Here is a 25,568-nt window from a genome sequence, read left to right as displayed (position 1 = left end):
GGCGGCGCGATGCGCCGTCCTGCCCGCCTTTAGTTTCCGCTTCGGCACCGGCCGCGCGCTTTGCGCGATGCCGGCCGGCACGAACCCGCCGGCGTCGGCGGGCTCGCCGCCCCTTCCGTCGCCACACCGATGTCCGATCGTCAGAACGACGAGCCGGGCTCCCGCAGAAACACCGTTTCCTCGTCGGTCGACGCGCGACCGAGAATCGCGTTCCGGTGCGGAAAGCGGCCGAAGCGCTCGGCGATCGCCGCATGCAGCAACGCGAAGCGGTGATAACTCTCGCATCCGGCCTCGTCACGGATGCCCGCGCACAGGCGCACGGCCTCGCGCTGGCTCTCGACCGATTCGTCGTGCTCGAACGGCAGATATGCGAACGCACGGTGATGTCCGCTCGGCAGTTGCGCATCCCAGCCGGCAGCGACGAGGCGGCGGGCGAGCGCGAGCGCCTTCGGATCGGCGGCAAACGCGCGCGGCGTGCCGCGATGGATGTTGCGCGAGAACTGGTCGAGCACGACGATCAACGCCAGCGCACCCTCCGGCGAATCGGCCCAGTGATCGCAGGCGCCGGCGCACGCGGCGTCGAGCAGCGCGCCGTAACGCGTGCGCAGCACGTCGTCGAACGCCGCGCCGCCGTTGAACCAGATCTTGCGTTCCTGCCCGAATTCGGCCGAGCCCGGTTCGCCGAACCAGAAATCCAGAATCTCGCGCGCTTGCGGATCCAGCACCGCCGCGCCCGCTTTCCCGCTATCGATCGTCATGCAAACTCCAGTACGAGGCGCCGTGTGCGCGCACTCTTCTTTTCCAGTTTCGCGACCCGCAGCCCGCCGATTTCGGACGTGTTGCGCACATGCGTGCCGCCGCACGGCTGCAGGTCGACGTTTTCGATGCGCAGCAGCCGCACGCGGCCGAGGCCCATCGGCGGCTTCACGCTCATCGTGCGCACGAGTTCGGGCCGCTCGGCCATCTCGTCGTCGGTGATCCATTCGGTCGTGACCGGATGCGCGCCGTCGACGAGGCCCGCGAGGCGCCGCTCGACGTCGTCGCGGTCGATCGCGTCGGACGTCGCGAAATCGAGCCGCACGTAGTCGGCCGTCACGCTGCAGCCGTCGACCGCGTACGGCAGCACCGCGCACATCAGGTGCGCGGCCGTGTGCAGGCGCATGTGCCGGTAGCGGCGCGGCCAGTCGATCGCGGCGACCACACGCGTGCCGGGAGCAAGCGTCGCGACGCGCGCCTCCTGGCCCGGCGCGGGCACGTGCACGGCGTCGTCGGGCGTCGCGCCGTCGAACTTCGCCTTGCGCGTATCGGCAATCGCGATCGTGCCGCCGTCGGGCAGCGTCAGCGTGCCGGCGTCGCCGGCCTGGCCGCCGCCGAGCGGATAGAACACCGTGCGGTCGAGGCGGATGCCGTCGTCGCCCACGGCCTGGACGATCGCCTCGCATCGCGTGAGGTACGCGTCTTCGCGAAACAGCGCTTGTGTCGTCATCGGGGGAGCCTCGTATCGATGGGGGAAACGGCCAGTGTCGCGCCGGGCTGCCCATGCGCCCAGACGCAGATCGTCCCGCGCGCAGGCAGCGGCGTACCGGTCGATCAACCGGGCCGGTTGCGCATCCAGTCGGCCGTGTCGTAGAACGAATGCATGAGCCGCTCGCGCAGCGGCTCCGGCAACCCGACATCCTCCATCGCCCACGCCATGCAGCGCAGCCACTGGTCGCGCTCGACCGACGCGATCGGGAACGGCAGGTGCCGCGCGCGCAGCCGGGGATGGCCGAACCGGCCGATGTAGTGGTCGGGGCCGCCGAGCCAGCCGCACAGGAACCAGAACAGCTTGTCGCGCGACCCGTCGAGCGACGGCGGATGCAGCGCGCGAATCTGCGCGAACTCGGGCTCGAGGTCCATCAGGTCGTAGAAGCGGTCCACCATTTCGCGCACGCGGGCTTCGCCGCCCACGAGCTCGAACGCCGTCGGCTGCGACGGCGCATCGTCATTCACATCGGTCATACGGATAGTCGGAAAACGGGATCTTCGGGCTGCGGGCGACGCTCAGGCGTCGCGCAGCGACTGCAGCGCGGGGCGCCGCAACACATTATGCAGGCTCAGCCAGCCGGCCGCACCGGCGCAGACGACGCCGGCCGCGATGCCGGCCGGCACGAGCCACGGATCGACGGCGAGCTGGAAATCGAACACGCGCGACGCGAGCACCCAGCCGACCGCGATCGCGCCCGCCGACGCCAGCGCGCCGGCCAGCGCGCCGACCACGATGAATTCCGCGCGCTGCACCGCATTGACCTGCGCGCGCGACGCGCCGAGCGCGCGCAACAGCGCGGCCTCGCGCACGCGCTCGTCGCGCGAGCCGGCGAGCGCCGTGTACAGCACGAGCACGCCGGCCGCGAGCGTGAACGCAAACAGGAACTGCACCGCCCCCACCACCTGCAGCATCATCCGCTGCAACTGCGCGAGGATCGGCGCGACGTCGATCGCGGTCAGGTTCGGGTAGCGCGCGATCAGCGGATCGAGCAGCGCGGCGTCCGATGCCGGCAGATGGAAGCTCGTCAGGTAGACGGCCGGAAAATCCTTCAGCACCGGCGGCGGCATCAGCACGAAGAAGTTGACGCGGAACGAACCCCAGTCGAGCTTGCGCACGCTCGTGACGGGCGCATCGACCGTCAGCCCCGTCACGTCGAAGCGCAGCGTGTCGCCCGGCTTCACGTTCAGCGTCTTCGCAAGGCCGGCTTCGATCGAGATCTGCGGCGTGGCCGCGGTACCGAACCAGTCGCCTTCGACGATCCGGTTGTCGGACGGCAGCTCGGTCGTATACGACAGGTTGAATTCGCGATCGACGAGCCGGCGGGCCTCTTCGGACGGGTACGCGTCCGGATTCACCGGCTTGCCGTTGATCGCGACGAGGCGGCCGCGCACCATCGGCGCGGGGATGGCGTCGCGCACGCCGTGCGCGGCCAGATAGGCGGCGACATCGGCGCGCTGGTCGGGCTGGATGTCGATCAGGAACTGGTTCGGCGCATCGGGCGGCGTCGACTGCCGCCAGCCCGCCACGAGGTCGTTGCGCGTGATCGCGATCAGCAACAGGCACATCAGGCCGAGCGCGAGCGCGGTGATCTGCAGCGCGCTGGCCGTGCCGCGCCGATGCAGCGACGCCAGCGCATAACGCCAGCCGACGCCCGCGGCCACGCGCGCATTGCGTACCGCGCGCGCGGCGGCGAACAGTACGAGCCGGGCGATCAGCGCGAACCCGACCAGCGCGCCGGCAAAGCCGCCCGCGACGATCAGGCCGAGCTTCAGGTTGCCGGCGGCCACGATCAGCAGCCCCGCGAACAGCACGACGCCGATCGCATACGCGGCCCACGCGGTGCGCGACGCATCGCCCCACTCGCGCCGCAGCACGCGCACCGGCGGCACGCGTGTGAGCGGCACGAGCGGCGGCAGCGCGAAGCCGAGCAGCAGCACGAGCGCGGCGCCCATGCCGATCACCGCCGGCCACAACGTGGGCGGCGGCAGCACGACGTCGATCAGGCCGCCGAGCGCGGCCAGCAATGCCCAGTGACCGCCGTAGCCGAGCACCGCGCCCGCGGCGCCCGACACGATTCCGATGCCGACGAATTCGAGCGCGAACAGCGCGCCGAGTGTGCGGCGGCTCACGCCGAGGCAGCGCATCGTCGCGCCGCCGTCGAGATGGCGCCGCATGTAGCGCTGCGCGGCCATCGCAATCGCGACCGCCGCGAGCAGCGCGGTCAGCAATGCGACGAGCGTCAGGAAATGGCGCGCGCGATCCAGCGTCTGCCGCACCTGCGGCTGCCCTTCCTGCAACGACTCCAGCCCGACGCCGCGCAGTTTCCCGCCGTCGACGCGCGCGTGTGCATACGCTTCGAAGCGCGCGACGGCCGGTGCGTCGCCGGCGACCAGCAGCCGGTACGTGACGCGGCTGCCGTAGCCCGTGAGCCCCGTCGCGGCGAGCTCGTCCGCGCGCATCATCAGCCGCGGGGAAAAATTGACGAACGAAAAGCCGCGATCGAGTTCGCGGGAGATCGAGGCCGCGACCGTGAACGTGCGCAGCCCGACGCGCACCGTATCGCCCGCCTTGAGGTGCAGCGCGTCGAGCAGCGCCGGGTCGGCCCAGACGGTGCCGGGCGCGGGAATCGCGGTCGCCTTCCGCGCGACGGCCGCGCCGGCCGGCAGGATATCGACCGCGCCGCGCAGCGGATAGCCGGGCGACACGGCCTTCACGGCCGCGAGGCGCGACGGCGCCGCATCGGCGGCCTGCCCGCCCGCGGCGGACGCGATCATGCTCGGGAAGATGGCCGTCGTCGCGGTACGCAGGCCGAGCACGCGAGCCTGCCGGTCGAACGACGGATCGACGGGGCGATCGGCGCGCACGACGAAATCGGCGCCGAGCATCTGGCGCGCGTCGCGCTCGAGCCCCTGGCGCAGCCGGTCGGCGAGAAAGCCGACGCTCGTCAGCGCCGCGACCGCGAGCACCAGCGCGAGGACCAGCAGCGTCAGTTCGCCCGCGCGCCAGTCGCGCGCGGTCATCCGGGCGGCCTGGCGGATCAGGTCGCGCAGCCCGAAGCGGCCCGCATGCGCGCGCCCGTCATGGCCGGGTTGGCCGGCCGGCGGCTGCGCCGCCTGTTGCGGCCCCTTCAATCGCGTTTCCCTCCGATCGAATTGAGCCGCGACACCATGTGGTTGGCCATCCCGCGAAAACCGCCCGACACGCCGCGCCACAGGCGCGGCAGCGCCCATGCCGACGCCGCGATGAACGCGGCGAGCAGCACGAGGAACGCGAGCGGAACGAAGAATGCGAGCGCGAGCCCGCCGACCACGAGACCGTCCTCGGTCGACGACGCGACCCAGTTCGAAAGCGGTTCGGGAGACAGGTTGATCAGCGCGCGCGTGCCGGCCTTCGCCACGTGCGCGGCGCCGGCGAGCGAGCCGCCGGCGAGCCCCGCGACCGCCAGCACGGTCGGATCGGCATGGCCGAGCGCGCCGGCCGCGAGCACGGCGCCGGCCGGAATGCGGATGAAGGTATGCACGGCATCCCACAGCGAGTCGAACGCGGGAATCTTGTCGGCAAGGAATTCGGTCACGGCGAGCACGGCCGCGGCGCCGATGACCCACGGCGACATCAGCACGGCCAGCGTGTCGGGCAGATGGAGCCAGCCGAACCGCGCCAGCACGCCGGCGATCAGCACCGTCAGGTACAGGCGCAGGCCGCTCGCCCACGCGAGTCCCGCGCCGAGCGAAATGGCTTCGATCATGGCCCTCTCCTTGCACTTTCCGTGCGCTTTGCCGATTGATCGGATCGGGTCGGACAGACCGGCCGCGCGGCGCGTGGCGACCGGCACCGCGTGCCGCGAGCAGCACGACGGTGTTCAGGCCCGAATGCTTTCCATTATAGACAGGCCGGCCGGGCGACCGGCGCAATTCCGCGGCGGCGCGGCGCCCGGGATGCCGTCGTCAGGCGGCCGACGACAGCTTCAGGCCGACCAGCCCCGCGACGATCAGCGCCGCGCTCGCGACGCGCGCGACGGTCAGCGCCTCGCCCATCATCACGATGCCGAACACGAACGCGCCGACCGCGCCGATGCCGGTCCACACCGCGTACGCGGTGCCGAGCGGCAACTGGCGCATCGCGACCGCGAGCAGCCCGAAGCTGGCCAGCGCCGTCACGATCGTAAACACCGACGGACCGAGCTTCGTGAAACCGTCCGACGATTTCAGGCCGGCCGCCCAGGCCACTTCCAGCAAACCGGCGATCAACAACCATACCCACGCCATCTCGACGTACTCCGTATCGGATGGGGCCGTCCCCGTTGAAGCGAATGACCCGGGGTCGTCCCCGGGCGGCGCCGAGTATAACAAGCGGCTTACGGACCTGGCGGCTGCCGGCCACGCCCGCGGCCGATGCGGGGCGCGATCGGCCCGACGCGGTCAGTTCGCCACGCGCTTCGGCGCGACGCCGCCGACGCAGCGGTCGTCGCGGTACAACGCCCACTCCTCGCACACGCGGCCATCCTTGAACATGCACATGCCGACCTGCCCGCGCGGCAGGCTGCGGACCACGTGGCGACCGCCGAGCTTCTCGCAGTTGACCGACGCGGGATTGGCCAGCGCCGCTTGCCCGGGCGGCTGCTGCCCGGGCGGCAGCGGCTGGGCGAACGCGCGGGGCATGGCCAGCGCCAGCGCACAGATGACGACCAGACGGACGGACATTGCACGCTCCTCGTTTTCGTTCGCGGAACGTTCAGGATAGCGGGGATTGCGCAGCCGGTGTGCAAGGCCGGCGGCGCTCGGGAGACTGTCGCGCCGGCGCAACCTTGCCGGCGCGCGGCATTCTGGCCGCGTGCCGCGCCGCGCGCCACCCGTCACACGGCGCCGACGAGCCGGTAGCCGACGCCCGTCTCGGTGACGATGTGCTCGGGCTGCGCGGGATCGGCCTCGAGCTTCTGGCGCAGGTGTGCCATGTAGATGCGCAGGTAGTGATGGCTCTCGACGTGCGACGGCCCCCACACGTCGCGCAGCAGCTGGCGGTGCGTGAGCACGCGCCCCGCGTGACGCACGAGCGTCGCGAGCAGCCGGTATTCGAGCGGCGTCAGGTGCACGATCGCGTCGTCGCGCCACACCTGACGCAGCGCGAGATCGACGGTCACGGCGCCGAAGGCCACCTTCGGCGACTCGTTCGCGCCGCCCTGGTTGCGCCGGCGCAGTTGCGCGCGAATCCGCGCACGCAGTTCGGACACGCCGAACGGCTTGGTCAGGTAGTCGTCGGCGCCCGCGTCGAGCGCCGCGACTTTCTCCTCTTCCTGCGTGCGGGCGGACAGTACGATTACCGGCACCTCGGACCAGCCGCGCAGCTCGCGGATCACGTCGAGGCCGTCGGTGTCCGGCAGGCCGAGGTCGACGATCACGAGGTCGGGCTTGCGTGTCGCCGCGACGATCAGCCCCTGCTTGCCCGTCTCGGCCTCGAACACCGCGATGTCCTCCTCTTCGAGCGCGGCACGCACGAAGCGGCGGATCTGCTTTTCGTCCTCGATCAGGACGACGGTCAGGCTGGGTTCACTCATGGTCTGGCAATGACTCGGATGGGGGCGATGCGCCCGGCAGGTCGGATTCGTCGTCGGGTACGGGCGGCGCGGCCGGCGGCGTATCGACCGGCAGCGTGAACCAGAAGCGCGCGCCCGTCACGTGGCCGTCGGGCGCAGTGCGGTTGAGCGCGCCGATTTTACCGCCGTGCGCCTCGACGATCGCACGGCAGATCGCAAGCCCGAGCCCGATGCCGGGCGTCGCCGATTCCTTCTCGCCGCGCGTGAACTTGTCGAAAATCCGCGCCTCCATGCCGGCCGGCAAGCCGGGGCCGTGATCGTCGACGTGCACGCGCACGAACGGGTTCCCGAACGGGTTCCCGAACGGGTTCCCGAACGGGCGTCCGTCGTCGGTCACGCGCTCCGCGCCGATGTCGAGCGACGTATCGGGCGGCGTGTACTTCGCCGCGTTCTCGAACAGGTTGGTGAACAGCCGCTCCATCAGCACCGCGTCCATCTCCAGCAGCGGCAGGTCGGCCGGCAGCGCGACGCGCACGGGATGGCGCGCGAGCACCCGCCGGCATGTGGCGAGCGCGGCGCCGACGGTTTCCTCGAGCAGCGACCACTGGCGCTTGAGCTGCAGGCTGCCGGCCTGCAGCCGCGCCATGTCGAGCAGGTTCGTGACGATGCCCGTCATGCGCAGCGCCTCGTCGTGAATCGCGTCGACGAGTTCGCCCTCGCGCTGCGCGAGGCGCCCGGCCGCCGCGGCGTCGCCCGCCTGCGCGGCCGCGCGCCCGTTCGCGAGCATCGACGAAAAACCGACGATCGTCGTGAGCGGCGTGCGCAGATCGTGCGAGATCGCCGACAGCAGCGAGTTGCGCAGCCGCTCGGACTCCATGTTGACGAGCGCGTCGCGCGCGATCTCGACGTAATGCACGCGCTCGAGCGCGAGCGCGATCTGCGCGGCGAATGCGTCGAGCATCCGCTGCTGCTCGGGCACCTCGAGTTCGCGCGGCTCGCGCGATGCGACCGCGAGCACGCCGCGCGTGCGCATCGGCGCTTTCAGCGGCAGGTACAGCGCGGCCGTCGCCGGCAGCGTGTCGGTGCCGCGCCCGGCCGGCTTCTGCTGGTCGTACACCCACTGGCCGACGTCGCTGTCGAGCTCCGCGCCCGTCAGCGTGACGGCCGCATCGGGCTCCTCGATCTTCTGCCGCACCTGGTCCGCGCTGTCGGGCAGCAGGAACGCGACGCGTGCGCGGAACACCTCGCCCACGTGGCGGCTGCCGATCTCGACGATCTGCTCGGTCGTCAGCGCCGCGCCAAGCTCGCGCGCCATCGCGTAGATCGCGCCGGTGCGGCGCTCGCGGCGCTGCGCGACGCTCGCTTGGCGCGTGAGCGTCGACGTCAGGTGGCTGATCACGAGCGACGTCAGCAGCATCCCGAAGAAGGTCAGCAGGTATTGCGTGTCGCTGACCGAGAACGACATGCGCGGCGGCACGAAGAAGAAATCGAACGCAGCCACCGACAGGAACGACTGCAGCACGCCCGGGCCGCGCCCGAGCCGCACGGCCGAAAACACCACGCCGAGCAGGTACAGCATCACGAGGTTCGTGAGGTCGAGCCGCCCGGACACGACACTCGCGACGACGGTGATCGCCGCGCAGATCGCGGCCGCATACGCGTAATGGCGCGGCGGCGAACGATGCGTGCCGAACTGCGCAAACGCATCGCGCCAGTCGCGTGCCCGCGCGTCCAGCGGCGCGGCGCGCGCCTCGTCGCTCGCGGATGCGCGGATCAGCATCAGGTCGACGTCGCCCGCGCGTTCCGCCAGTTGCTCGCCGAATGGCCGCGCGAAGCGGCGCGCGAGCCCGACCTTCGGCGAGCCGCCCGCGACGAGCTTCGATACGTTGCGCACCTTCGCATAGCCGATCAGCGCGGCGACCGCGTCGGCGCCGGCGAGCGTGGCCGTCTCCGCGCCGAGCTCGGCCGCGAGCTTCAGCGCGTCGAGCGTGCGCTGCCGCCGCGCGTCGGGCAGCCGCTGCAGGCGCGGCGTCTCGACATACACGGCGATCCAGTCGGCCTTCAGGCTCGCGGCGAGCCGCGCGGCCGCGCGCACGAGCGTCGGCGCCTCGGCGCCCGGGCCGACGCACACGAGCAACCGCTCGCGCGCCTGCCAGATGCGCTGGATCGAACGATCGGCGCGGTACTCGCGCATCTGCGCGTCGACGCGATCGGCCGTGCGCCGCAGCGCCAGCTCGCGCAGCGCGATCAGGTTGCCCTTGCGGAAGAAGTTGCGCACCGCGCGCTCGGCCTGCTGCGCAAGATAGACCTTGCCGTCGCGCATGCGCTCGAGCAGCTCCTCGGCCGGCAGGTCGACGAGCGTGACTTCGTCGGCCGCGTCGAACACGCGATCGGGCACGGTCTCCCACACGCGGATGCCGGTGATGGCGCCGACGACGTCGTTCAGGCTTTCGAGGTGCTGGACGTTGACGGTCGTATACACGTCGATGCCCGCGTCGAGCAGCTCGTAGACGTCCTGCCAGCGCTTCAGGTGCCGTGCGCCCTGCACGTTCGAATGCGCGAGCTCGTCGACGAGGATCAGTTGCGGCTGGCGAGCGAGTGCGCCATCGAGATCGAATTCGGCGAGCGCGCGGCCGCGATGGTCGATGCGGGCGGGCGGCAGCACGTCGAGGCCGTCGAGCAGCGCGGCGGTCTCGCCGCGGCCGTGGGTCTCGACGATGCCGACGACGACGTCGACGCCTTCCTGCCGGCGCTGCCGCGCGGCCTGCAGCATCGCGTAGGTCTTGCCGACGCCGGCGGACGCGCCGAAGAAGATCTTGAGCTGGCCGCGCCGCTGCTTTTCTTCGTCACGCTGCAGCTTGTCGAGAAGTTGGTCTGGATCGGGACGGTTCATGCGTGAGAAAAGCGGAGCGCCCGGATGCGCGCGGGTACGAGCATTGTGGTTCCAAATCGCCGCAAAAGGCAAAGACGGCGCGAACGCCGTCGGGGAAAGCGTATCCGGCGCGGTTCAGGCCGCGCCGGATACCGGTCGGCACGCGCGATCGGTCAGTGCGCGGCCTGCGCCGCGTCGAGCGCGAGGTTCAGCTTCAGCACGTTCACGCGCGGCTCGCCGAGCACGCCGAACTGGCGACCCGTCGTGTTCGCGGCGACGAGTTGCGCGACCGCGTCCGGCGCCAGGTTGCGCACCGTCGCGACGCGCTCGACCTGGTACGCGGCGGCGGCCGGCGTGATCTCCGGATCGAGGCCGCTCGCCGACGCCGTCACGAGATCGACCGGCACCGGCCTCGACAGGTCGGTGCCCGCTTCGCGCAGCGCGGCGATGCGCGCCTTCACCTGATCGGCGAGCGACGGGTTCAGCGGGCCGAGGTTCGAGCCGCCGGAGCCGGCCGCGTTGTACGGCATCGGCGCGGTGGCCGACAGCCGGCCCCAGAAATACCTCGGCGCGTCGAACGACTGGCCGATCAGCGCGGAGCCGACGACCTTGCCGTCCTGTTCGATCAGGCTGCCGTTGGCCTGCGACGGGAACACGGCCTGACCGAACACGGTCATCACGGCCGGGTAGGCGAGCCCCGTCACGGCGGTCAGTACGACGAAGAGCACGACGAGCGGACGAATCAACGTTTTCATGAGAGTTCCTTCAAGTACGGCCGGCTCAGGCCCAGCCGAGTGCAGCAAGCGTCATGTCGATCAGCTTGATGAACGGGAACGGCAGCAGCACGCCGCCGAGGCCGTAGACCAGCAGGTTGCGGCGCAGCAGCGACGCGGCGCCGAGCGGCCGGTAGGTCACGCCCTTCAGCGCGAGCGGGATCAGCGCGACGATGATCAGCGCGTTGAAGATCACCGCCGACAGGATCGCGGACGCCGGCGACGTCAGGTGCATGATGTCGAGCACGCGCAGTTGCGGGTAGGTCGTCACGAACGCGGCCGGGATGATCGCGAAGTACTTCGCGATGTCGTTCGCGATCGAGAACGTGGTCAGCGACCCGCGCGTCATCAGCATCTGCTTGCCGATCTCGACGATCTCGATCAGCTTCGTCGGGTTCGAGTCGAGGTCGACCATGTTGCCGGCTTCCTTCGCCGCCTGCGTGCCGGTGTTCATCGCCACCGCGACGTCCGCCTGCGCGAGCGCCGGCGCGTCGTTGGTGCCGTCGCCCGTCATCGCGACGAGGCGCCCGGCCGCCTGGTGCTCGCGGATCGTCGCGAGCTTGGTTTCCGGCGTCGCTTCCGCGAGGAAATCGTCGACGCCCGCCTCCGCCGCGATCGCCGCGGCCGTCAGCCGGTTGTCGCCCGTCACCATCACGGTCTTGATGCCCATCTTGCGCAGTTCCGCGAAACGCTCCTTGATGCCGCCCTTCACGATGTCCTTCAGCTCGATCACGCCGAGCACGCGCGCCGCCCCTTCCTGCAGGTCGGCCACGACGAGCGGCGTGCTGCCGCGGCGCGCGACGTCGTCCACCGCGCGGCGCACTTCTTCGGGAAAGCGGCTGCCGTGGGTCTCGACGTAGCGGCGGATCGCGTCGGCCGCGCCCTTGCGGATCTCGCGGCCGGGCAGATCGACGCCGCTCATCCGCGTCTGCGCGGAAAAGCCGAGGAACGTCGCGTGCAGCTGCGCCATGTCGCGCTGGCGAATATTGAAGCGCTCCTTCGCGAGCACGACGATGCTGCGGCCTTCCGGCGTTTCGTCGGCGAGCGACGACAGTTGCGCGGCGTCGGCCAGCGCTTCCTCGGTCACGCCCGGCGCGGGCACGAACATCGACGCCTGGCGGTTGCCGAGCGTGATCGTGCCGGTCTTGTCGAGCAGCAGCACGTCGACGTCGCCGGCCGCTTCCACCGCGCGGCCCGACGTCGCGATCACGTTCGCCTGCATCATCCGGCTCATCCCGGCCACGCCGATCGCGGACAGCAGGCCGCCGATCGTCGTCGGGATCAGGCACACGAGCAGCGCGACCAGCACGGTGATCGTCACCATGTGGCCGGCCTTCATCGCGTCGACCGCGAACGTCGAGAACGGCAGCAGCGTCGCGGTCGCGAGCAGCATCACGATCGTCAGCGCGACGAGCAGGATCGTCAGCGCGACCTCGTTCGGCGTCTTCTTGCGCTTCGCGCCTTCGACCATCGCGATCATCCGGTCGAGGAACGCCTCGCCCGGGTTCGCGGTGACCTTGACGACGATCCAGTCCGACAGCACGCGCGTGCCGCCCGTCACCGACGAGAAGTCGCCGCCCGATTCGCGGATCACCGGCGCAGATTCGCCGGTGATCGCCGATTCGTCGACCGACGCGACGCCGTCGACGACCTCGCCGTCGGCCGGGATCACGTCGCCGGTCTCGACCAGCACGACGTCGCCTTTACGCAAGTCGGACGCGGTCGTGATGCGGATCGGCGATTTCGGATGCGGCTCGTTGAGCTTCTTCGCCATCACGTCCTTCTTCGCGCTGCGCAGCGACGCGGCCTGCGCCTTCGAGCGCCCTTCCGCGAGCGCTTCGGCGAAGTTCGCGAACAGCACCGTGAACCACAGCCACAGCGCGATCGCGAGGATGAAGCCGGCGGGCGCCTCGGCCTGGCCGGCGAGCGCCGCGATCCACAGGATCGTGGTCAGGATGCTGCCGACGTACACGCAGAACATCACCGGGTTGCGGAACTGCGTGCGCGGCGTGAGTTTCTTGAACGAATCCACGATCGCCGGGCGCAGCAGCGCCGGATCGAACATGGATCGTGTTGCGGAATGTTGAGTCATTGCGATCTCTTCAAGCTCTTCAGTCTTTTCAATGTGTCGCCATGCGGGCGCGCGTCACGCGCCCAGCCACATCATCAGGTGCTCGACGCCCGGGCCGAGCGCGAGCGCCGGCACGTAGGTCAGCGCGCCCACCAGCAGCACGGTGCCGAGCAGCAGCACGACGAACAGCGGGCCGTGGGTCGGCAGCGTGCCGCCCGTCACCGCGATGCGCTTCTTCGCGGCGAGCGAGCCGGCGATCGCCAGCACCGGCACGATCGTGCCGAAGCGGCCGAACCACATCGCGATCGCGGTCATCCAGTTGTAGAACGGCGTGCCGACCGTCAGGCCCGCGAACGCGCTGCCGTTGTTGTTCGCGGCCGAGCTGAACGCATAGAGGATTTCCGAGAAGCCGTGCGGACCCGGGTTCGCGATGCCGGCCTTGCCGGCGTCCGCCAACACCGCGATCGACGTGCCGACCAGCACCAGCAGCGGCGTGAGCAGCACGACGATCGACACCATCTTCATCTCGTACGACTCGATCTTCTTGCCGACGTATTCGGGCGTGCGGCCGATCATCAGGCCGGCGACGAACACCGCGAGCAGCGCGAACACGAGCATCCCGTAGAGGCCGGAGCCGACCCCGCCGTAGACCACCTCGCCGAGCTGCATCAGCAGCATCGGCACGAGGCCGCCGACCGGCGTCAGCGAATCGTGCATCGTGTCGACCGCGCCGCACGACGCGGCCGTCGTCGCGACCGTGAAGATGCCGGTCTGCGCGATCCCGAAGCGGGTTTCCTTGCCTTCCATGTTGCCGCCCGGCTGCAGCGCGCTCGCCGACTGGTCGACGTGCAGCGCGGCAAGCGTCGGGTTGCCGCCCTGCTCGGCGCTCATCTCGACGCCGACCGCGACCGCGAACGCGACCGTCATCGCCGCGAGCACCGCGATGCCCTGCCGGCGGTCGCCGATCACGCGGCCGAACACCAGGCACAGCGCGGCCGGAATGATCAGGATCGCGAAGATCTCGATGAAGTTCGCGAACGGCGTCGGGTTTTCGTACGGGTGCGCGGAGTTCGCGTTGAAGAAGCCGCCGCCGTTGGTGCCGAGCATCTTGATCGCTTCCTGCGAGGCGACCGGGCCCATCGCGAGCGTCTGCTTCGTGAGCGGGGTCGGCACCGTGACCGCGTTGCCCTTCTCGTCCTTCACCGGGTTGCCCTGCGCGTCGAGCTTCGGCGCCGCATAGGTGCCCGCCTGCAGCACCGGCACGTCCTGGTACACCTTCATGTTCTGGATCACGCCCTGGCTCATCAGCAGCGCGGCGACGATCATCGCCATCGGCACGAGCACGTACAGCGTCACGCGCGTGAGGTCGACCCAGAAGTTGCCGATCGTCTGCGCGGTGTGGCGCGCGAAGCCGCGGACCAGCGCGATCACGACGACGATGCCGGTCGCCGCCGACAGGAAGTTCTGCACGGTCAGGCCGAGCATCTGCGTCAGGTAGCTGACGGTCTGCTCCGGCGTGTAGTCCTGCCAGTTCGTGTTGGTGACGAAGCTGACGGCCGTGTTGAACGCGCCGTCGACCGTCATCGCGCCGAACCGCTGCGGGTTGCCGGGCAGAAAGCCCTGCAGGCGCAGCAGGCCGTAGAGGAACAATGCGCCGAGCGCGTTGAATGCGATCGTCGCGATCGCGTACCGCTTCCAGTTCATCTCGCTGCCGGCGTCGACGCCGGCGATGCGGTACAGCACGCGTTCGAGCGGCCCGAACACGCGCACGACGCGCGAGCTGCCGTCCATCACCGCCGTCAGGTAGCGCGCGACCGGCACGGCCGCCGCCAGCAGCACGACGATGAACAGCAGCATCTGCAACAGGTTGTTCGCGTTCATTCGATGTCCTCCGCGCGCAGCAGCGCAAAGACGAGATACGCGAACAGCAGGGCTGTCGATGCGCCCGCCAGCCAAAGCATCCAGGTCATGCCCGCCCCCCGCGACCGTATTGCACGAGCTTCTCGCAACCGGCAACCAAACCGAGGATCAGCACGGTGAAAAGCACCAGGGCGCCGATGAATACCCCATCCATTTTTGTGTTCTCCGTCGTCGAAATCAGACGACTGGAACGTTATGGGAATGCACGTAAAGGGCGGGTCAAAGGTGATAGGAGGGGTATAAAAAAAGCGTAAACAAGCTGGAAATGCCGTTCGACGAACATGTGGGCGTCGATCGGGCCGCGACGCACGCGGAGGGTCGCACCGCGCGCTTCTCGCGCGTCGTCCGCAATCACACGCCCCCTTCGCAGCCATCGATATGCATGGTCCCGAAAGTCAAACGGCGCTGCCCGAAAATCAGAGCGGCAATACTCCGACTTCGATTTCCGGGATGCGATCGCGGCATAAATGTCGACGGTTCCGACGCTCCCGGCATGGATTGCGTTCGCAACAATTCGCCACGTTTCGATCGTCGCCCGCTCGTCGAACGACTTTCCACCTTGTCCGGCCAGTGGAATTTCGCGATCGTTCAAATGACGAAAATTGATTTGATAGGCAGCAGTACTGTCGCCCCAGCGTCTCTTCGCGTCGTCCCGCCCATGCCGTCATTCACGGCGCTCGCCCGTCTGGCGTGGCGCTCCGGCGGCATCTGGCGCGGCATTTCCCCGGCGCGCGACGAATGGCCAACACCGCTTCGTCACACGCCGTGCCAGAATCGGCGAGGTCGACCTAGACGAGATCGACTATCCGGGTCTCAGCCACACGGATTTGCGAGATGGCAGCTGCGCCATGCTTTTTTCCGAACTTGCGAGTGACATGCAATGACCGTCTTTCCGATCCGAAATAAATTCGTTTTCGCGTTGTTGTCGGCGATTGTCGGGATCGCACATGGAACCACAGTGCCGCGCGTCGACGGTGCCCGGCTGGTCGACAGCATGAGCCGTACCGACAACGGCCCGTACGCGAACGCCGAACGTCACGTCATGACCGGCTATCTAGCGGGCGTGGCAGATGCCACCGAAGGCAAGGATTGGTGCGGCACTGGACGCGTCAAATCGGGAGAAATCGATTCAGACGTGCTCGGCGAGCTCAGGAAGCTTCCGCGAGACGCACTGAAGGCCGGCGCAGCAGGCCTCATCGTCAATGCCCTGCGACAAAAATACCCGTGTCGTTAATCGAGGAATACCGATTTGAAACCGCCTTTTTCTGTACTGCAGGGCCACTACCAAAGCAACAAGACCGTTTCGAGAGAAACGCTTTATCAAGAGCTGGGTCGGCAAGACCTGGTTCCTGATTCTTCGTATGTGAATACGTGCGCCATTCGAGTCAGTCTGGCACTCGTCAAGAGCGGGATAACGGTGCGCGGCGGGTTGGTCATTCAGAAAGGACCGTACCGGGGCCGGCGCATCGAGCCGGGCCAAGCCAGGCTGGCAAAGCTGCTGGCGGAGCCCGCATATTTCGGCAAGGCCGAGGCGCTTCGGCGACACGATGCGGTGGCTGGCATCGGCAACAGAAAGGGCGCAGTGGCCTTCTGGAATATACCGGGATACATGAATGGCCGGGGCGGCCACATCGACCTGATTGACGGCGGCCAGGCCGTCTGCGGCTCGGATTGTTACTGGGAAGCGTCCGAGGTTTGGTTCTGGCCGCTAAGGTGATCGGCAACGCTCCCATCCGCCTCCGGGTTTCGTGACATACAGGCGAATCGCGGTCCGGGCGTCGCCGCCGACACGCGACGCGGTGCCGTCGTCCTGACAGCCCACCCGGCGCACCGCTGGTCGTGCGGGAAATGTGCAGGCGGGACGAACGGCGTCAGTGCGGAAAACGGAATCAGGGAACGAGGATCGTCGAGCCGGTGGTCCTGCGCGCCTCGAGATCCGCATGCGCGCGGCCGACTTCCGCGAGCGGATAGCGCTGGTTGATGCTCGTCTTCACCTTGCCCGACAGGATCACGTCGAACAGCTCGGCGGCCGCGGCTTCGAGATCGGCGCGCTTCGCGATGTACGAGAACAGCGTGGGCCGCGTGAAGAACAGCGAGCCGCGCGACGAGAATTCCTTCGAGTCGATCGGCGGCAGCGGACCCGACGCGTTGCCGAAGCTGACGAAGTAGCCGAGCGGCGCGAGGCTGTCGAGCGAGCCGATATAGGTGTCCTTGCCGATCGAATCGTAGACGACCGGCACGCCCGCGCCGTGGGTGATCTCCTTCACGCGCTGCGTGAAGTTCTCGCGCGTATAGACGATCGGATGATCGCAGCCGTGCGCCTTCGCGAGCGCGGCTTTCTCGTCCGAGCCGACCGTCCCGATCACGGTCGCGCCGAGCGCCTTCGCCCACTGGCACGCGAGCAGCCCGACGCCGCCGGCCGCCGCATGGATCAGGATCGTGTCGCCGGCCTTCACCGGGTACGTGCGACGCAGCAGATAGTGCGCGGTCAGGCCCTGCAGCATCACGGATGCCGCATCGTCGTAGCTGATACCGTCGGGCAGCTTCACGAGCTTCTCGGCCGGCAGCACGCGCTCCTGCGCATACGCGCCCGGCGGCTGCGCGACGTAGGCGACACGATCGCCGGCCTTCAATGCGCTCACGCCGTCGCCGACGGCCGTCACTTCGCCGGCCGCCTCCATCCCGATGCCCGCGGGCAGCGGCTGCGGATACAGGCCCGTGCGGAAATACACGTCGATGTAGTTGAGCCCGACCGCATGCTGGCGGATGCGCACCTCGCCGGCCTTCGGCGCGTCGACGTCGACGTCGACCCACTTCATCACGTCCGGGCCGCCCGGCTGGTCGTATCGGATTGCTTTCGGCATCGTTTCGCTCCTCGTCTCTCGATCGGTCAGTGAAAATTCGGGTCGCCGATGCGCGGGCCGGCCGATGGATGCGGAAACCGGCGGCGGACGCGCGGCGCGACGCTCGATTCTCGCGCGTGGCGGCCAACCGTGCATGGCCCTGCCGCGAGCAGGGACAATCGGCCGCCGCCTGCGCCTAGCAAACGTCCTGCATGTTCCGCGCCAGATCGTCGAGCAGCATCCGCGCGGTCGCGACGTTCGTCGCCACCGGCACGTCGTGCACGTCGCAGGCGCGCACGAGCGCGGTGATGTCGGGGTCGTGCGGCTGCGCGGTCATCGGATCGCGCAGGAACACGACGACGTCGACGCGGCCGTCGGCCAGTTCCGCGCCGATCTGCAGGTCGCCGCCGAGCGGCCCCGACAGCTTGCGCTCGACCTCGAGCCCGTGCGCGGCGGCGATGCGGCCGCCCGTGGTGCCGGTCGCGACGAGCCGGCATTGCGCGAGCGTCTCGCGGTACTGGCCCGCGAGTGCGACGATCTCGTCCTTCTTCGCGTCGTGCGCAATCAGTGCGATGCGGGGTTTGCTCATCTCTCCAGTTCCTTTGTCGTTCGGTTGTCGTCGTTCGGTCGTTATCGGCGAGGATGCGCGCGCATCAGAACGTGCCCGGATACGCGCCGCCGTCGAGCAGCCAGTTCTGCCCGGTGATATAGCCGGCATGCACGCTGCACAGGAACGCACATGCGGCGCCGAATTCCTCGCGCGTGCCGAGCCTGCCGGCCGGGATGTCCCTGGTGCGCCGCGCACGCATCTCGTCGAGCGTCACGCCCTGCGCCTTCGCGGACGCGGCGAGCGTCGTCGCGATCCGGTCGGTGTCGAACAGCCCCGGCAGCAGGTTGTTGATCGTCACGCCCTGCCCCGCGACCTTGCGCGACAGCCCCGCGACGAAGCCGGTCAGCCCCGAGCGCGCACCGTTCGACAGCGCCAGCACGTCGATCGGCGCCTTCACGGCCGAACTCGTGATGTTGACGATCCGGCCGAAGCCCCGGCCGATCATCCCGTCGATGGTCGCCCGGATCAGCTCGATCGGCGTCAGCATGTTCGACTCGAGCGCGCGGATCCAGTCGTCGTGGGAAAAATCGCGGAAATCGCCGGGCGGCGGGCCGCCGGCATTCGTCACGAGAATGTCCGGCTGCGGGCACGCGGCGAGCGCGGCCGCGCGGCCGTCCGGTGTCGTGATGTCGCAGGCGACCGCCGTGACCGACACGTTCGCGCCGGCGCGGATCTCTTCCGCGGTTTCCTCCAGCGTGTCGCGCGTGCGCGCGACGATCACGAGGTTCACGCCCTCCGCGGCCAGCGCTTGCGCGCAGCCACGCCCGAGGCCCTTGCTGGCCGCGCACACGAGCGCGGTCTTTCCTTCAATGCCGAGATCCATCGTCGCTTCCCTGGTGGCGCGCGTGCCGGCGCGGCCCCGCGTTGCCGCCGGTCGGCGGGCGAACGGGCGTGCCCGGCACGCGGATTGTCGTGAGACGTCGATAATATCCGGATCGCGCGGCGCGCCTTGGTAAAATTGCGGCCATAAGCGACGGCCGGCCCGTGCCCGCCGCCGCCCCCGATCCCCTTTTGCCGCCAAGGCGCCCCGTCATGAAACAGGACAGCCGTTTCCCGAACCTCTTCATCACCGATCACCCGCTGATCCAGCACAAGCTCACGCACATGCGCGACAAGGACACGTCCACGCGCACGTTCCGCGAACTGCTGCGCGAGATCACGCTGCTGATGGGCTACGAGATCACCCGCAACCTGCCGATCACGACCAAGCGGGTCGAAACCCCGCTGGTGGCGGTCGACGCGCCGGTGATCGCGGGCAAGAAGCTCGCGATCGTGCCCGTGCTGCGCGCGGGCATCGGGATGTCGGACGGCCTGCTCGACCTGGTGCCGTCCGCGCGCGTCGGCCATATCGGCGTGTACCGCGCCGAAGACCACCGTCCGGTCGAATACCTGGTGCGCCTGCCGGACCTGGAAGACCGCATCTTCATCCTGTGCGATCCGATGGTCGCGACCGGCTATTCGGCCGTGCACGCGGTCGACGTGCTCAAGCGCCGCAACGTGCCGGCCGCGAACATCATGTTCGTCGCGCTGGTCGCCGCGCCGGAGGGCGTGCAGGTGTTCCAGGACGCGCACCCCGACGTGAAGCTGTTCGTCGCGTCGCTCGACTCGCACCTGAACGAGCACGCGTACATCGTGCCGGGCCTGGGCGACGCCGGCGACCGCCTGTTCGGCACCAAGAACTGATCGAATCGAGCGGGCCGGCGCCGTCGTGCCGCGCGGCCGCGACGGCCGCCCCGGCCGTTCGGCCATGCGCGGCGGCCCCGAACCGGCGGTCGCCGCGTGATAAAATCACGCTCCACTCGACACGCGCGGCCCCGCGGCTTCATGCCCGCCGAAACGGCCGCCGATTCAACGACACATCGCAACAATCGCCCGCGCTGCGCGCCCGGGCACGGAGAAAGGTATGGCTGGTCATTCGAAATGGGCCAACATCAAGCATAAGAAGGCAGCGGCCGACGCGAAGCGCGGCAAGATCTGGACCCGCCTCATCAAGGAAATCCAGGTCGCGGCGCGCCTCGGCGGCGGCGACGTCAACTCGAACCCGCGCCTGCGTCTCGCGGTCGACAAGGCAGCCGACGCGAACATGCCGAAGGACAACGTCAAGCGCGCGATCGATCGCGGCGTCGGCGGCGCGGACGGCGCGAACTACGAAGAGATCCGTTACGAAGGCTACGGCATCAGCGGCGCGGCGATCATCGTCGACACGCTGACCGACAACCGCACCCGCACGGTCGCGGAAGTCCGTCACGCATTCTCGAAGTTCGGCGGCAACATGGGCACCGACGGCTCGGTCGCGTTCATGTTCGATCACGTCGGCCAGTTCCTGTTCGCGCCCGGCACCTCGGAAGACGCGCTGATGGAAGCCGCGCTCGAAGCCGGCGCGAACGACGTGAACACGAACGACGACGGCTCCATCGAAGTGCTGTGCGACTGGCAGGCGTTCTCGGCTGTGAAGGACGCGCTCGAAGCCGGCGGCTTCAAGGCCGAACTCGCCGAAGTGACGATGAAGCCGCAGAACGAAGTCGAATTCACCGGCGACGACGCGGCGAAGATGCAGAAGCTTCTGGACGCGCTCGAGAACCTCGACGACGTGCAGGACGTGTATACGAACGCCGTCATCGTCGAGGAATGAAATGCCGGCCGCCGCATCTGTCGCGGCGGCGGCCCGACCGATTCCGCGGCCGGCGCGCCTGAGCGTGCCGGCCGCCCTGTTTTCTAGTCTGCGGGGAATCCCATGAAACTACTCGTCGTCGGCTCCGGCGGCCGCGAACATGCGCTGGCGTGGAAGCTCGCGCAATCGCCGCGCGTCCAGATGGTCTACGTCGCGCCCGGCAATGGCGGCACGGCGCAGGACGAGCGTCTGAAGAACGTCGACATCACGTCGCTCGACGAACTCGCCGATTTCGCGGAACGCGAAGGCGTCGCGTTCACGCTCGTCGGGCCGGAAGCACCGCTCGCGGCCGGCATCGTCAACCTGTTCCGCGCACGCGGCCTGAAGGTCTTCGGCCCGACCCGCGAAGCCGCGCAGCTCGAAAGCTCGAAGGATTTCGCGAAGGCGTTCATGAAGCGCCACGGCATCCCGACCGCCGATTACGAAACCTTCGCCGACGCGGCCGCTGCCCATGCGTACATCGACGCGAAGGGTGCGCCGATCGTCGTGAAGGCCGACGGCCTCGCGGCCGGCAAGGGCGTCGTCGTCGCGATGACGCTCGAAGAGGCACACGCCGCCGTCGACATGATGCTGTCGGGCAACAAGCTGGGTGACGCCGGCGCGCGCGTCGTGATCGAGAAATTCCTCGACGGCGAGGAAGCGAGCTTCATCGTGATGGTCGACGGCAAGCACGCGCTGGCGCTGGCTTCCAGCCAGGACCACAAGCGCCTGCTCGACGAGGACCGCGGCCCGAACACCGGCGGCATGGGCGCGTATTCGCCCGCGCCGATCGTCACGCCGCAGATGCACGCACGCGTGATGCGCGAAATCATCATGCCGACCGTGCGCGGGATGGAGAAGGACGGCATCCGCTTCACGGGCTTCCTGTACGCGGGCCTGATGATCGACAAGGACGGCAATCCGCGCACGCTCGAGTTCAACTGCCGGATGGGCGACCCGGAAACGCAGCCGATCATGGCGCGCCTGAAGAGCGACTTCTCGAAGGTCGTCGAGCAGGCGATCGCGGGCACGCTCGACACGGTCGAGCTCGACTGGGATCGTCGCACCGCGCTCGGCGTCGTGCTGGCCGCGCACGGTTACCCGGACGCGCCGCGCAAGGGCGACCGCATCAACGGGATCCCGGCGGAAACCGGACAGGCGGTCACGTTCCATGCGGGCACGACGCTCGACGGCGACAAGCTGACGACGTCCGGCGGCCGCGTGCTGTGCGTGGTCGGCCTCGCCGATTCGGTGCGCGAAGCGCAGCAGCATGCCTACGACACGATCAACCAGATCAATTTCGAAGGCATGCAGTACCGCCGCGACATCGGCTTTCGCGCGCTCAACCGCAAGAGCACGTGACGTCGCCATCGCCGCCCCGCGCCCTCGCGGCGGCGGCCCGTCTGCCGGGGTTCGATAGAATGCCCGGCAGACGCCTTTTTTTCGGCCCCCGCTCAGGGCGGGGGCAGCCAGTCCAGACATGACCGATTCGACCTACGACGTGGCGCGTGTGCGCACGTACCTCCAGGGCCTGCAGACACGGATCGCCGACGCGCTCGGCGCGCTCGACGGCACGCCGCTCGCGACCGACACGTGGCAGCGCGGGCCGGCCGAACGCCTGCGCGGCGGCGGCTGCACGCGGATTCTCGAAGGCGGCCGCGTGTTCGAACGCGCGGGAATCGGCTTTTCCGACGTCGCGGGCGACGCGCTGCCGCCGTCGGCGAGCGCCGCGCGCCCGCAGCTGGCCGGCCGCGGCTTCGAGGCGCTCGGCGTGTCGCTCGTGCTGCACCCGCGCAATCCGTACTGCCCGACCGTGCACATGAACGTGCGGATGCTGATCGCGACGAAACCGGGCGAGGCGCCCGTGTTCTGGTTCGGCGGCGGCATGGATCTGACACCGGTTTACGGTTTCGAGGACGACGCGCGGCATTTCCACCAGACCTGCAAGGACGCGCTCGACCCGTTCGGCATCGAGCTCTACCCGCGCTTCAAGCAATGGTGCGACGAATATTTCTTCCTGAAGCACCGCAACGAGATGCGCGGCATCGGCGGGATCTTCTTCGACGATTTCTCGGAACCCGGTTTCGAACGCTCGTTTGACATGATGCAAAGCGTCGGCGATGCGTTCCTGCAGGCCTACCTGCCGATCGTCGAGCGCCGCGTCGACCTGCCGTACGGCGAGCGCGAACGCGACTTCCAGGCATACCGCCGCGGCCGCTACGTCGAATTCAACCTCGTGTTCGACCGCGGCACGCTGTTCGGCCTGCAAAGCGGCGGCCGGACCGAGTCGATCCTGATGTCGATGCCGCCGGTCGCGAACTGGCGCTACAACTGGCAGCCCGAGCCGGGTTCGCCTGAAGCGCGCCTGACCAGCGACTTCCTCGTGCCGCGCGACTGGGCCTGAGCCCGCGCGCCCCGCTGCCCCAACGAAAGGACGCGTTTTTCTGGACACCACCGCCCGCCCCGCCCCGCTGCCGCGCCGTATCGGCTTGCTGGGCGGTACTTTCGACCCGATCCACGACGGCCATCTCGCGCTCGCGCGCCGGTTCGCCGGGCTGCTCGACCTGACCGAACTCGTATTGCTGCCCGCCGGGCAGCCGTACCAGAAGCGCGACGTGTCGGCCGCCGAGCACCGGCTCGCGATGACGCGCGCGGCCGCCGGCACGCTGTCCGTGCCGGGCGTGACCGTGACCGTCGCCACCGACGAGATCGAGCACACCGGCCCGACCTACACGGCCGAGACGCTCGCGCGCTGGCGCGAGCGGATCGGCCCCGATGCGTCGCTGTCGCTGCTGATCGGCGCCGATCAGCTCGTGCGCCTCGATACGTGGCGCGACTGGCGCACGCTGTTCGACTACGCGCACATCGGCGTGTCGACGCGTCCGGGCTTCGAGCTCGGCACGGCGCCGCCGGCCGTCGCGCGGGAAATCGCCGCGCGGCAGGCCGGCGCCGACGTGCTCAAGGCCACGCCGGCGGGCCGCCTGCTGATCGATACGACCCTTTCGTTCGACATCGCCGCGACCGACATTCGCACGCACCTGCGCGAATGCATCGCACGCCATGCGCAAATGCCCGACGCGTCGGCCGAACATGTGCCGGCCGCCGTATGGGCCTATATTCTTCAACATCGCCTCTACCATTCCTGAATCCATGGATATTCGCAAACTGCAGCGCGTGATCGTCGACGCCCTCGAAGACGTCAAGGCGCAAGACATCAAGGTGTTCAACACCAGCCACCTGACCGAACTGTTCGACCGCGTGGTCGTCGCATCGGGCACCTCCAACCGCCAGACCAAGGCTCTCGCGTCGAACGTGCGCGACAAGGTCAAGGAAGCCGGCGGCGACGTCGTCAGCTCCGAAGGCGAGGACACCGGCGAATGGGTGCTGGTCGACTGCGGCGACGCGGTCGTGCACATCCTGCAACCGGCGCTGCGCCAGTACTACAACCTCGAGGAAATCTGGGGCGACAAGCCCGTGCGGATGAAGCTCGGCGGCGGCAAGGGCAACGGCTTCGCGACGGCGAGCGAAGACGACGAGGAAGAGGAAGAAGCGCCCGCACGCCCGGCACGCAAGACGGCCGCCCGCCGCCGTTGAGCCGTCGCGCGTCTCCCGATGAAGCTTTTCATCCTCGCGGTCGGCCACAAGATGCCGGGCTGGATCGCATCCGGCTTCGACGAATACACGAAGCGGATGCCGCCCGAACTGCGCATCGAGTTGCGCGAAATCAAGCCTGAACTGCGTTCGGGCGGCCGCAGCGCCGAAAGCGTGATGGCGGCCGAACGGCAGAAGATCGAGGCCGCGCTGCCGAAGGGCGCGCGCCTCGTCGCGCTCGACGAGCGCGGCCGCGACTGGACCACGATGCAGCTCGCGCAGGCGCTGCCCGGCTGGCAGCAGGACGGCCGCGACGTCGCGTTCGTGATCGGCGGCGCCGACGGGCTCGATCCGGACCTGAAAGCGCGCGCCGACGTGCTGCTGCGCATCTCGAGCATGACGCTGCCGCACGGCATGGTGCGCGTTCTGCTCGCCGAACAGCTTTACCGGGCGTGGAGCATCACGCAGAATCACCCCTACCACCGCGCATGACGTGTCGTCCTCGAGACGCGCGCCGCGCGCGCTCAACGAGATAACGACACCATGCCGTCCAGCACGTCCCCCGCGCTTTTCCCGATCCTTTACCTCGCTTCGCAAAGCCCGCGCCGCCAGGAGCTGCTGCAGCAGATCGGCGTACGCTTCGAGCTGCTGCTGCCGCGCCCCGACGAGGACGCCGAGGCGCTCGAGGCCGAACTGCCCGGCGAAGCCGCCGACGCGTACGTGCGGCGCGTGACCGTCGCGAAGGCCGAGGCCGCGCGTGCGCGCCTCGTCGCGAGCGGCAAGCCGGCCGCGCCGGTGCTGGTGGCCGATACGACCGTGACGATCGACGGCGCGATCCTCGGCAAGCCCACCGACGCCGACGATGCGCTCGCGATGCTCACCCGCCTCGCCGGCCGCGAACACGCGGTGCTGACCGCCGTCGCCGTGATCGACGCCGGCGGCGAACTGCTGCCGCCCGCGCTGTCGCGCTCGTCGGTGCGCTTCGCGGCCGCGTCGCGCGACGCGTACGCGCGCTACGTCGAAACCGGCGAGCCGTTCGGCAAGGCCGGCGCGTATGCGATCCAGGGCCGCGCGGCCGAATTCATCGAGCGAATCGACGGTTCCCATTCGGGTATCATGGGTCTGCCCCTTTTTGAGACTGCCGCGCTGCTACGCACCGCGCGCATCTCCTTCTGAATCC

General features: G+C 69.1%; 26 protein-coding genes. 10 read left to right on the top strand and 16 right to left on the bottom strand.

Annotation, left to right across the window (positions count from 1 at the left end; all coding sequences use genetic code 11):
* Nucleotides 1-140: 140 nt before the first annotated feature.
* The 13 genes from HWX09_RS30135 to kdpF all read right to left on the bottom strand — a co-directional run bounded on the left by HWX09_RS30135 (nucleotide 141) and on the right by kdpF (nucleotide 14,744).
* On the bottom strand, nucleotides 141-758 hold the full coding sequence (locus HWX09_RS30135) for a DUF924 family protein (protein WP_027785009.1): 618 nt from the start codon (nucleotides 756-758) through the stop codon (nucleotides 141-143).
* The gene (locus HWX09_RS30130; protein ID WP_027785010.1) at nucleotides 755-1,486 is read right to left on the bottom strand and encodes an alanyl-tRNA editing protein; all 732 of its coding nucleotides are present in this window, start codon (nucleotides 1,484-1,486) and stop codon (nucleotides 755-757) included. The genes HWX09_RS30135 and HWX09_RS30130 overlap by 4 nt, the downstream gene beginning before the upstream one ends.
* Nucleotides 1,487-1,590: 104 nt before the next feature.
* Complete coding sequence (locus HWX09_RS30125; protein ID WP_027785011.1) at nucleotides 1,591-2,001, bottom strand: group II truncated hemoglobin; 411 nt, start codon at nucleotides 1,999-2,001, stop codon at nucleotides 1,591-1,593.
* 42 nt (nucleotides 2,002-2,043) lie between these two features.
* The gene (locus tag HWX09_RS30120; protein WP_027785012.1) at nucleotides 2,044-4,659 is read right to left on the bottom strand and encodes an FtsX-like permease family protein; all 2,616 of its coding nucleotides are present in this window, start codon (nucleotides 4,657-4,659) and stop codon (nucleotides 2,044-2,046) included.
* A complete protein-coding gene (locus tag HWX09_RS30115; protein WP_027785013.1) occupies nucleotides 4,656-5,273 on the bottom strand; it encodes a DUF4126 domain-containing protein in 618 nt (205 codons plus the stop codon). The genes HWX09_RS30120 and HWX09_RS30115 overlap by 4 nt, the downstream gene beginning before the upstream one ends.
* A 199-nt stretch (nucleotides 5,274-5,472) precedes the next feature.
* On the bottom strand, nucleotides 5,473-5,793 hold the full coding sequence (gene sugE / locus HWX09_RS30110) for a quaternary ammonium compound efflux SMR transporter SugE (RefSeq protein ID WP_006497024.1): 321 nt from the start codon (nucleotides 5,791-5,793) through the stop codon (nucleotides 5,473-5,475).
* A 153-nt stretch (nucleotides 5,794-5,946) separates the two neighbouring features.
* Nucleotides 5,947-6,228 carry a DUF333 domain-containing protein gene (locus tag HWX09_RS30105; RefSeq protein WP_027785014.1) on the bottom strand — a complete coding sequence of 94 codons (282 nt, stop codon included), beginning with the start codon at nucleotides 6,226-6,228 and terminating at the stop codon, nucleotides 5,947-5,949.
* Between the two features lie 152 nt (nucleotides 6,229-6,380).
* A complete protein-coding gene (gene kdpE / locus HWX09_RS30100) occupies nucleotides 6,381-7,079 on the bottom strand; it encodes a two-component system response regulator KdpE (RefSeq protein WP_027785015.1) in 699 nt (232 codons plus the stop codon).
* Nucleotides 7,072-9,951 (bottom strand): sensor histidine kinase KdpD, encoded by a 2,880-nt coding sequence (locus HWX09_RS30095; RefSeq protein ID WP_027785016.1) that lies wholly within the window; start codon nucleotides 9,949-9,951, stop codon nucleotides 7,072-7,074. Before HWX09_RS30095 ends, kdpE begins: the two co-directional genes overlap by 8 nt.
* Before the next feature lie 152 nt (nucleotides 9,952-10,103).
* On the bottom strand, nucleotides 10,104-10,685 hold the full coding sequence (kdpC, locus tag HWX09_RS30090; protein ID WP_027785017.1) for a potassium-transporting ATPase subunit KdpC: 582 nt from the start codon (nucleotides 10,683-10,685) through the stop codon (nucleotides 10,104-10,106).
* A gap of 25 nt (nucleotides 10,686-10,710) precedes the next feature.
* Nucleotides 10,711-12,795, bottom strand: a complete 2,085-nt coding sequence (gene kdpB, locus HWX09_RS30085; RefSeq protein ID WP_027785018.1) for a potassium-transporting ATPase subunit KdpB — start codon at nucleotides 12,793-12,795, stop codon at nucleotides 10,711-10,713.
* Nucleotides 12,796-12,849: 54 nt separating this feature from the next.
* Nucleotides 12,850-14,655: a potassium-transporting ATPase subunit KdpA gene (kdpA, locus tag HWX09_RS30080; protein WP_027785019.1), complete on the bottom strand. Its 1,806-nt coding sequence runs from the start codon at nucleotides 14,653-14,655 to the stop codon at nucleotides 12,850-12,852.
* Nucleotides 14,652-14,744, bottom strand: coding sequence for a K(+)-transporting ATPase subunit F (gene kdpF / locus HWX09_RS30075; protein ID WP_006752209.1), 93 nt, complete (start codon nucleotides 14,742-14,744; stop codon nucleotides 14,652-14,654). Before kdpF ends, kdpA begins: the two co-directional genes overlap by 4 nt.
* An 830-nt stretch (nucleotides 14,745-15,574) precedes the next feature.
* On the opposite strand from kdpF, the gene HWX09_RS30070 reads away from it, so the two are divergent.
* Both HWX09_RS30070 and HWX09_RS30065 read left to right on the top strand, forming a co-directional pair.
* The gene (locus HWX09_RS30070; protein ID WP_051421403.1) at nucleotides 15,575-15,928 is read left to right on the top strand and encodes a Rap1a/Tai family immunity protein; all 354 of its coding nucleotides are present in this window, start codon (nucleotides 15,575-15,577) and stop codon (nucleotides 15,926-15,928) included.
* A 15-nt stretch (nucleotides 15,929-15,943) separates the two neighbouring features.
* Nucleotides 15,944-16,411 (top strand): T6SS effector amidase Tae4 family protein, encoded by a 468-nt coding sequence (locus HWX09_RS30065; protein WP_027785022.1) that lies wholly within the window; start codon nucleotides 15,944-15,946, stop codon nucleotides 16,409-16,411.
* A 172-nt stretch (nucleotides 16,412-16,583) separates the two neighbouring features.
* On the opposite strand, the gene HWX09_RS30060 is transcribed toward HWX09_RS30065, so the two are convergent.
* The 3 genes from HWX09_RS30060 to HWX09_RS30050 all read right to left on the bottom strand — a co-directional run bounded on the left by HWX09_RS30060 (nucleotide 16,584) and on the right by HWX09_RS30050 (nucleotide 18,970).
* The gene (locus tag HWX09_RS30060) at nucleotides 16,584-17,558 is read right to left on the bottom strand and encodes a quinone oxidoreductase (protein ID WP_027785023.1); all 975 of its coding nucleotides are present in this window, start codon (nucleotides 17,556-17,558) and stop codon (nucleotides 16,584-16,586) included.
* Nucleotides 17,559-17,733: 175 nt separating this feature from the next.
* Entirely contained in the window at nucleotides 17,734-18,126 is a 393-nt protein-coding gene (locus HWX09_RS30055) for a methylglyoxal synthase (protein ID WP_027785024.1), read from the bottom strand.
* 64 nt (nucleotides 18,127-18,190) lie between these two features.
* Nucleotides 18,191-18,970, bottom strand: a complete 780-nt coding sequence (locus HWX09_RS30050) for an SDR family oxidoreductase (protein ID WP_027785025.1) — start codon at nucleotides 18,968-18,970, stop codon at nucleotides 18,191-18,193.
* A 209-nt stretch (nucleotides 18,971-19,179) separates the two neighbouring features.
* On the opposite strand from HWX09_RS30050, the gene upp reads away from it, so the two are divergent.
* The 8 genes from upp (at nucleotide 19,180) to HWX09_RS30010 (ending at nucleotide 25,564) form a co-directional block, all read left to right on the top strand.
* Nucleotides 19,180-19,830, top strand: coding sequence for a uracil phosphoribosyltransferase (gene upp, locus HWX09_RS30045; RefSeq protein ID WP_006478229.1), 651 nt, complete (start codon nucleotides 19,180-19,182; stop codon nucleotides 19,828-19,830).
* Between the two features lie 220 nt (nucleotides 19,831-20,050).
* Nucleotides 20,051-20,779, top strand: a complete 729-nt coding sequence (locus tag HWX09_RS30040) for a YebC/PmpR family DNA-binding transcriptional regulator (protein WP_011352741.1) — start codon at nucleotides 20,051-20,053, stop codon at nucleotides 20,777-20,779.
* A 102-nt stretch (nucleotides 20,780-20,881) separates the two neighbouring features.
* Nucleotides 20,882-22,159 carry a phosphoribosylamine--glycine ligase gene (gene purD / locus HWX09_RS30035; protein ID WP_027785026.1) on the top strand — a complete coding sequence of 426 codons (1,278 nt, stop codon included), beginning with the start codon at nucleotides 20,882-20,884 and terminating at the stop codon, nucleotides 22,157-22,159.
* A gap of 118 nt (nucleotides 22,160-22,277) precedes the next feature.
* Nucleotides 22,278-23,201, top strand: a complete 924-nt coding sequence (hemF, locus tag HWX09_RS30030) for an oxygen-dependent coproporphyrinogen oxidase (protein ID WP_027785027.1) — start codon at nucleotides 22,278-22,280, stop codon at nucleotides 23,199-23,201.
* 40 nt (nucleotides 23,202-23,241) lie between these two features.
* Nucleotides 23,242-23,943: a nicotinate-nucleotide adenylyltransferase gene (locus HWX09_RS30025; protein ID WP_080681354.1), complete on the top strand. Its 702-nt coding sequence runs from the start codon at nucleotides 23,242-23,244 to the stop codon at nucleotides 23,941-23,943.
* 4 nt (nucleotides 23,944-23,947) lie between these two features.
* Nucleotides 23,948-24,391 carry a ribosome silencing factor gene (gene rsfS, locus HWX09_RS30020; protein ID WP_006484266.1) on the top strand — a complete coding sequence of 148 codons (444 nt, stop codon included), beginning with the start codon at nucleotides 23,948-23,950 and terminating at the stop codon, nucleotides 24,389-24,391.
* 18 nt (nucleotides 24,392-24,409) lie between these two features.
* Nucleotides 24,410-24,880, top strand: a complete 471-nt coding sequence (gene rlmH, locus HWX09_RS30015; RefSeq protein WP_006478222.1) for a 23S rRNA (pseudouridine(1915)-N(3))-methyltransferase RlmH — start codon at nucleotides 24,410-24,412, stop codon at nucleotides 24,878-24,880.
* A 51-nt stretch (nucleotides 24,881-24,931) separates the two neighbouring features.
* Nucleotides 24,932-25,564: a Maf family protein gene (locus tag HWX09_RS30010; RefSeq protein ID WP_027785029.1), complete on the top strand. Its 633-nt coding sequence runs from the start codon at nucleotides 24,932-24,934 to the stop codon at nucleotides 25,562-25,564.
* Nucleotides 25,565-25,568 lie beyond the last annotated feature (4 nt).

This window comes from Burkholderia sp. BCC1208, assembly GCF_902833095.1.
GTDB lineage: Bacteria > Pseudomonadota > Gammaproteobacteria > Burkholderiales > Burkholderiaceae > Burkholderia.
Note: the sequence above shows the minus strand (reverse complement) of the source record. Positions and strands in the feature narration are given on the sequence as shown.

Excerpts from the sequence above, each read along its gene's own strand:
- HWX09_RS30135 (WP_027785009.1), bottom strand. The coding sequence starts at position 758 with ATGACGATCGATAGCGGGAAAGCGGGCGCGGCGGTGCTGGATCCGCAA.
- HWX09_RS30130 (WP_027785010.1), bottom strand. The coding sequence starts at position 1,486 with ATGACGACACAAGCGCTGTTTCGCGAAGACGCGTACCTCACGCGATGC.
- HWX09_RS30125 (WP_027785011.1), bottom strand. The coding sequence starts at position 2,001 with ATGACCGATGTGAATGACGATGCGCCGTCGCAGCCGACGGCGTTCGAG.
- HWX09_RS30115 (WP_027785013.1), bottom strand. The coding sequence starts at position 5,273 with ATGATCGAAGCCATTTCGCTCGGCGCGGGACTCGCGTGGGCGAGCGGC.
- sugE (WP_006497024.1), bottom strand. The coding sequence starts at position 5,793 with ATGGCGTGGGTATGGTTGTTGATCGCCGGTTTGCTGGAAGTGGCCTGG.
- HWX09_RS30105 (WP_027785014.1), bottom strand. The coding sequence starts at position 6,228 with ATGTCCGTCCGTCTGGTCGTCATCTGTGCGCTGGCGCTGGCCATGCCC.
- kdpE (WP_027785015.1), bottom strand. The coding sequence starts at position 7,079 with ATGAGTGAACCCAGCCTGACCGTCGTCCTGATCGAGGACGAAAAGCAG.
- HWX09_RS30095 (WP_027785016.1), bottom strand. The coding sequence starts at position 9,951 with ATGAACCGTCCCGATCCAGACCAACTTCTCGACAAGCTGCAGCGTGAC.
- kdpC (WP_027785017.1), bottom strand. The coding sequence starts at position 10,685 with ATGAAAACGTTGATTCGTCCGCTCGTCGTGCTCTTCGTCGTACTGACC.
- kdpB (WP_027785018.1), bottom strand. The coding sequence starts at position 12,795 with ATGACTCAACATTCCGCAACACGATCCATGTTCGATCCGGCGCTGCTG.
- kdpA (WP_027785019.1), bottom strand. The coding sequence starts at position 14,655 with ATGAACGCGAACAACCTGTTGCAGATGCTGCTGTTCATCGTCGTGCTG.
- kdpF (WP_006752209.1), bottom strand. The coding sequence starts at position 14,744 with ATGACCTGGATGCTTTGGCTGGCGGGCGCATCGACAGCCCTGCTGTTC.
- HWX09_RS30070 (WP_051421403.1), top strand. The coding sequence starts at position 15,575 with ATGACCGTCTTTCCGATCCGAAATAAATTCGTTTTCGCGTTGTTGTCG.
- HWX09_RS30060 (WP_027785023.1), bottom strand. The coding sequence starts at position 17,558 with ATGCCGAAAGCAATCCGATACGACCAGCCGGGCGGCCCGGACGTGATG.
- HWX09_RS30055 (WP_027785024.1), bottom strand. The coding sequence starts at position 18,126 with ATGAGCAAACCCCGCATCGCACTGATTGCGCACGACGCGAAGAAGGAC.
- HWX09_RS30050 (WP_027785025.1), bottom strand. The coding sequence starts at position 18,970 with ATGGATCTCGGCATTGAAGGAAAGACCGCGCTCGTGTGCGCGGCCAGC.
- upp (WP_006478229.1), top strand. The coding sequence starts at position 19,180 with ATGAAACAGGACAGCCGTTTCCCGAACCTCTTCATCACCGATCACCCG.
- HWX09_RS30040 (WP_011352741.1), top strand. The coding sequence starts at position 20,051 with ATGGCTGGTCATTCGAAATGGGCCAACATCAAGCATAAGAAGGCAGCG.
- purD (WP_027785026.1), top strand. The coding sequence starts at position 20,882 with ATGAAACTACTCGTCGTCGGCTCCGGCGGCCGCGAACATGCGCTGGCG.
- hemF (WP_027785027.1), top strand. The coding sequence starts at position 22,278 with ATGACCGATTCGACCTACGACGTGGCGCGTGTGCGCACGTACCTCCAG.
- rsfS (WP_006484266.1), top strand. The coding sequence starts at position 23,948 with ATGGATATTCGCAAACTGCAGCGCGTGATCGTCGACGCCCTCGAAGAC.
- rlmH (WP_006478222.1), top strand. The coding sequence starts at position 24,410 with ATGAAGCTTTTCATCCTCGCGGTCGGCCACAAGATGCCGGGCTGGATC.
- HWX09_RS30010 (WP_027785029.1), top strand. The coding sequence starts at position 24,932 with ATGCCGTCCAGCACGTCCCCCGCGCTTTTCCCGATCCTTTACCTCGCT.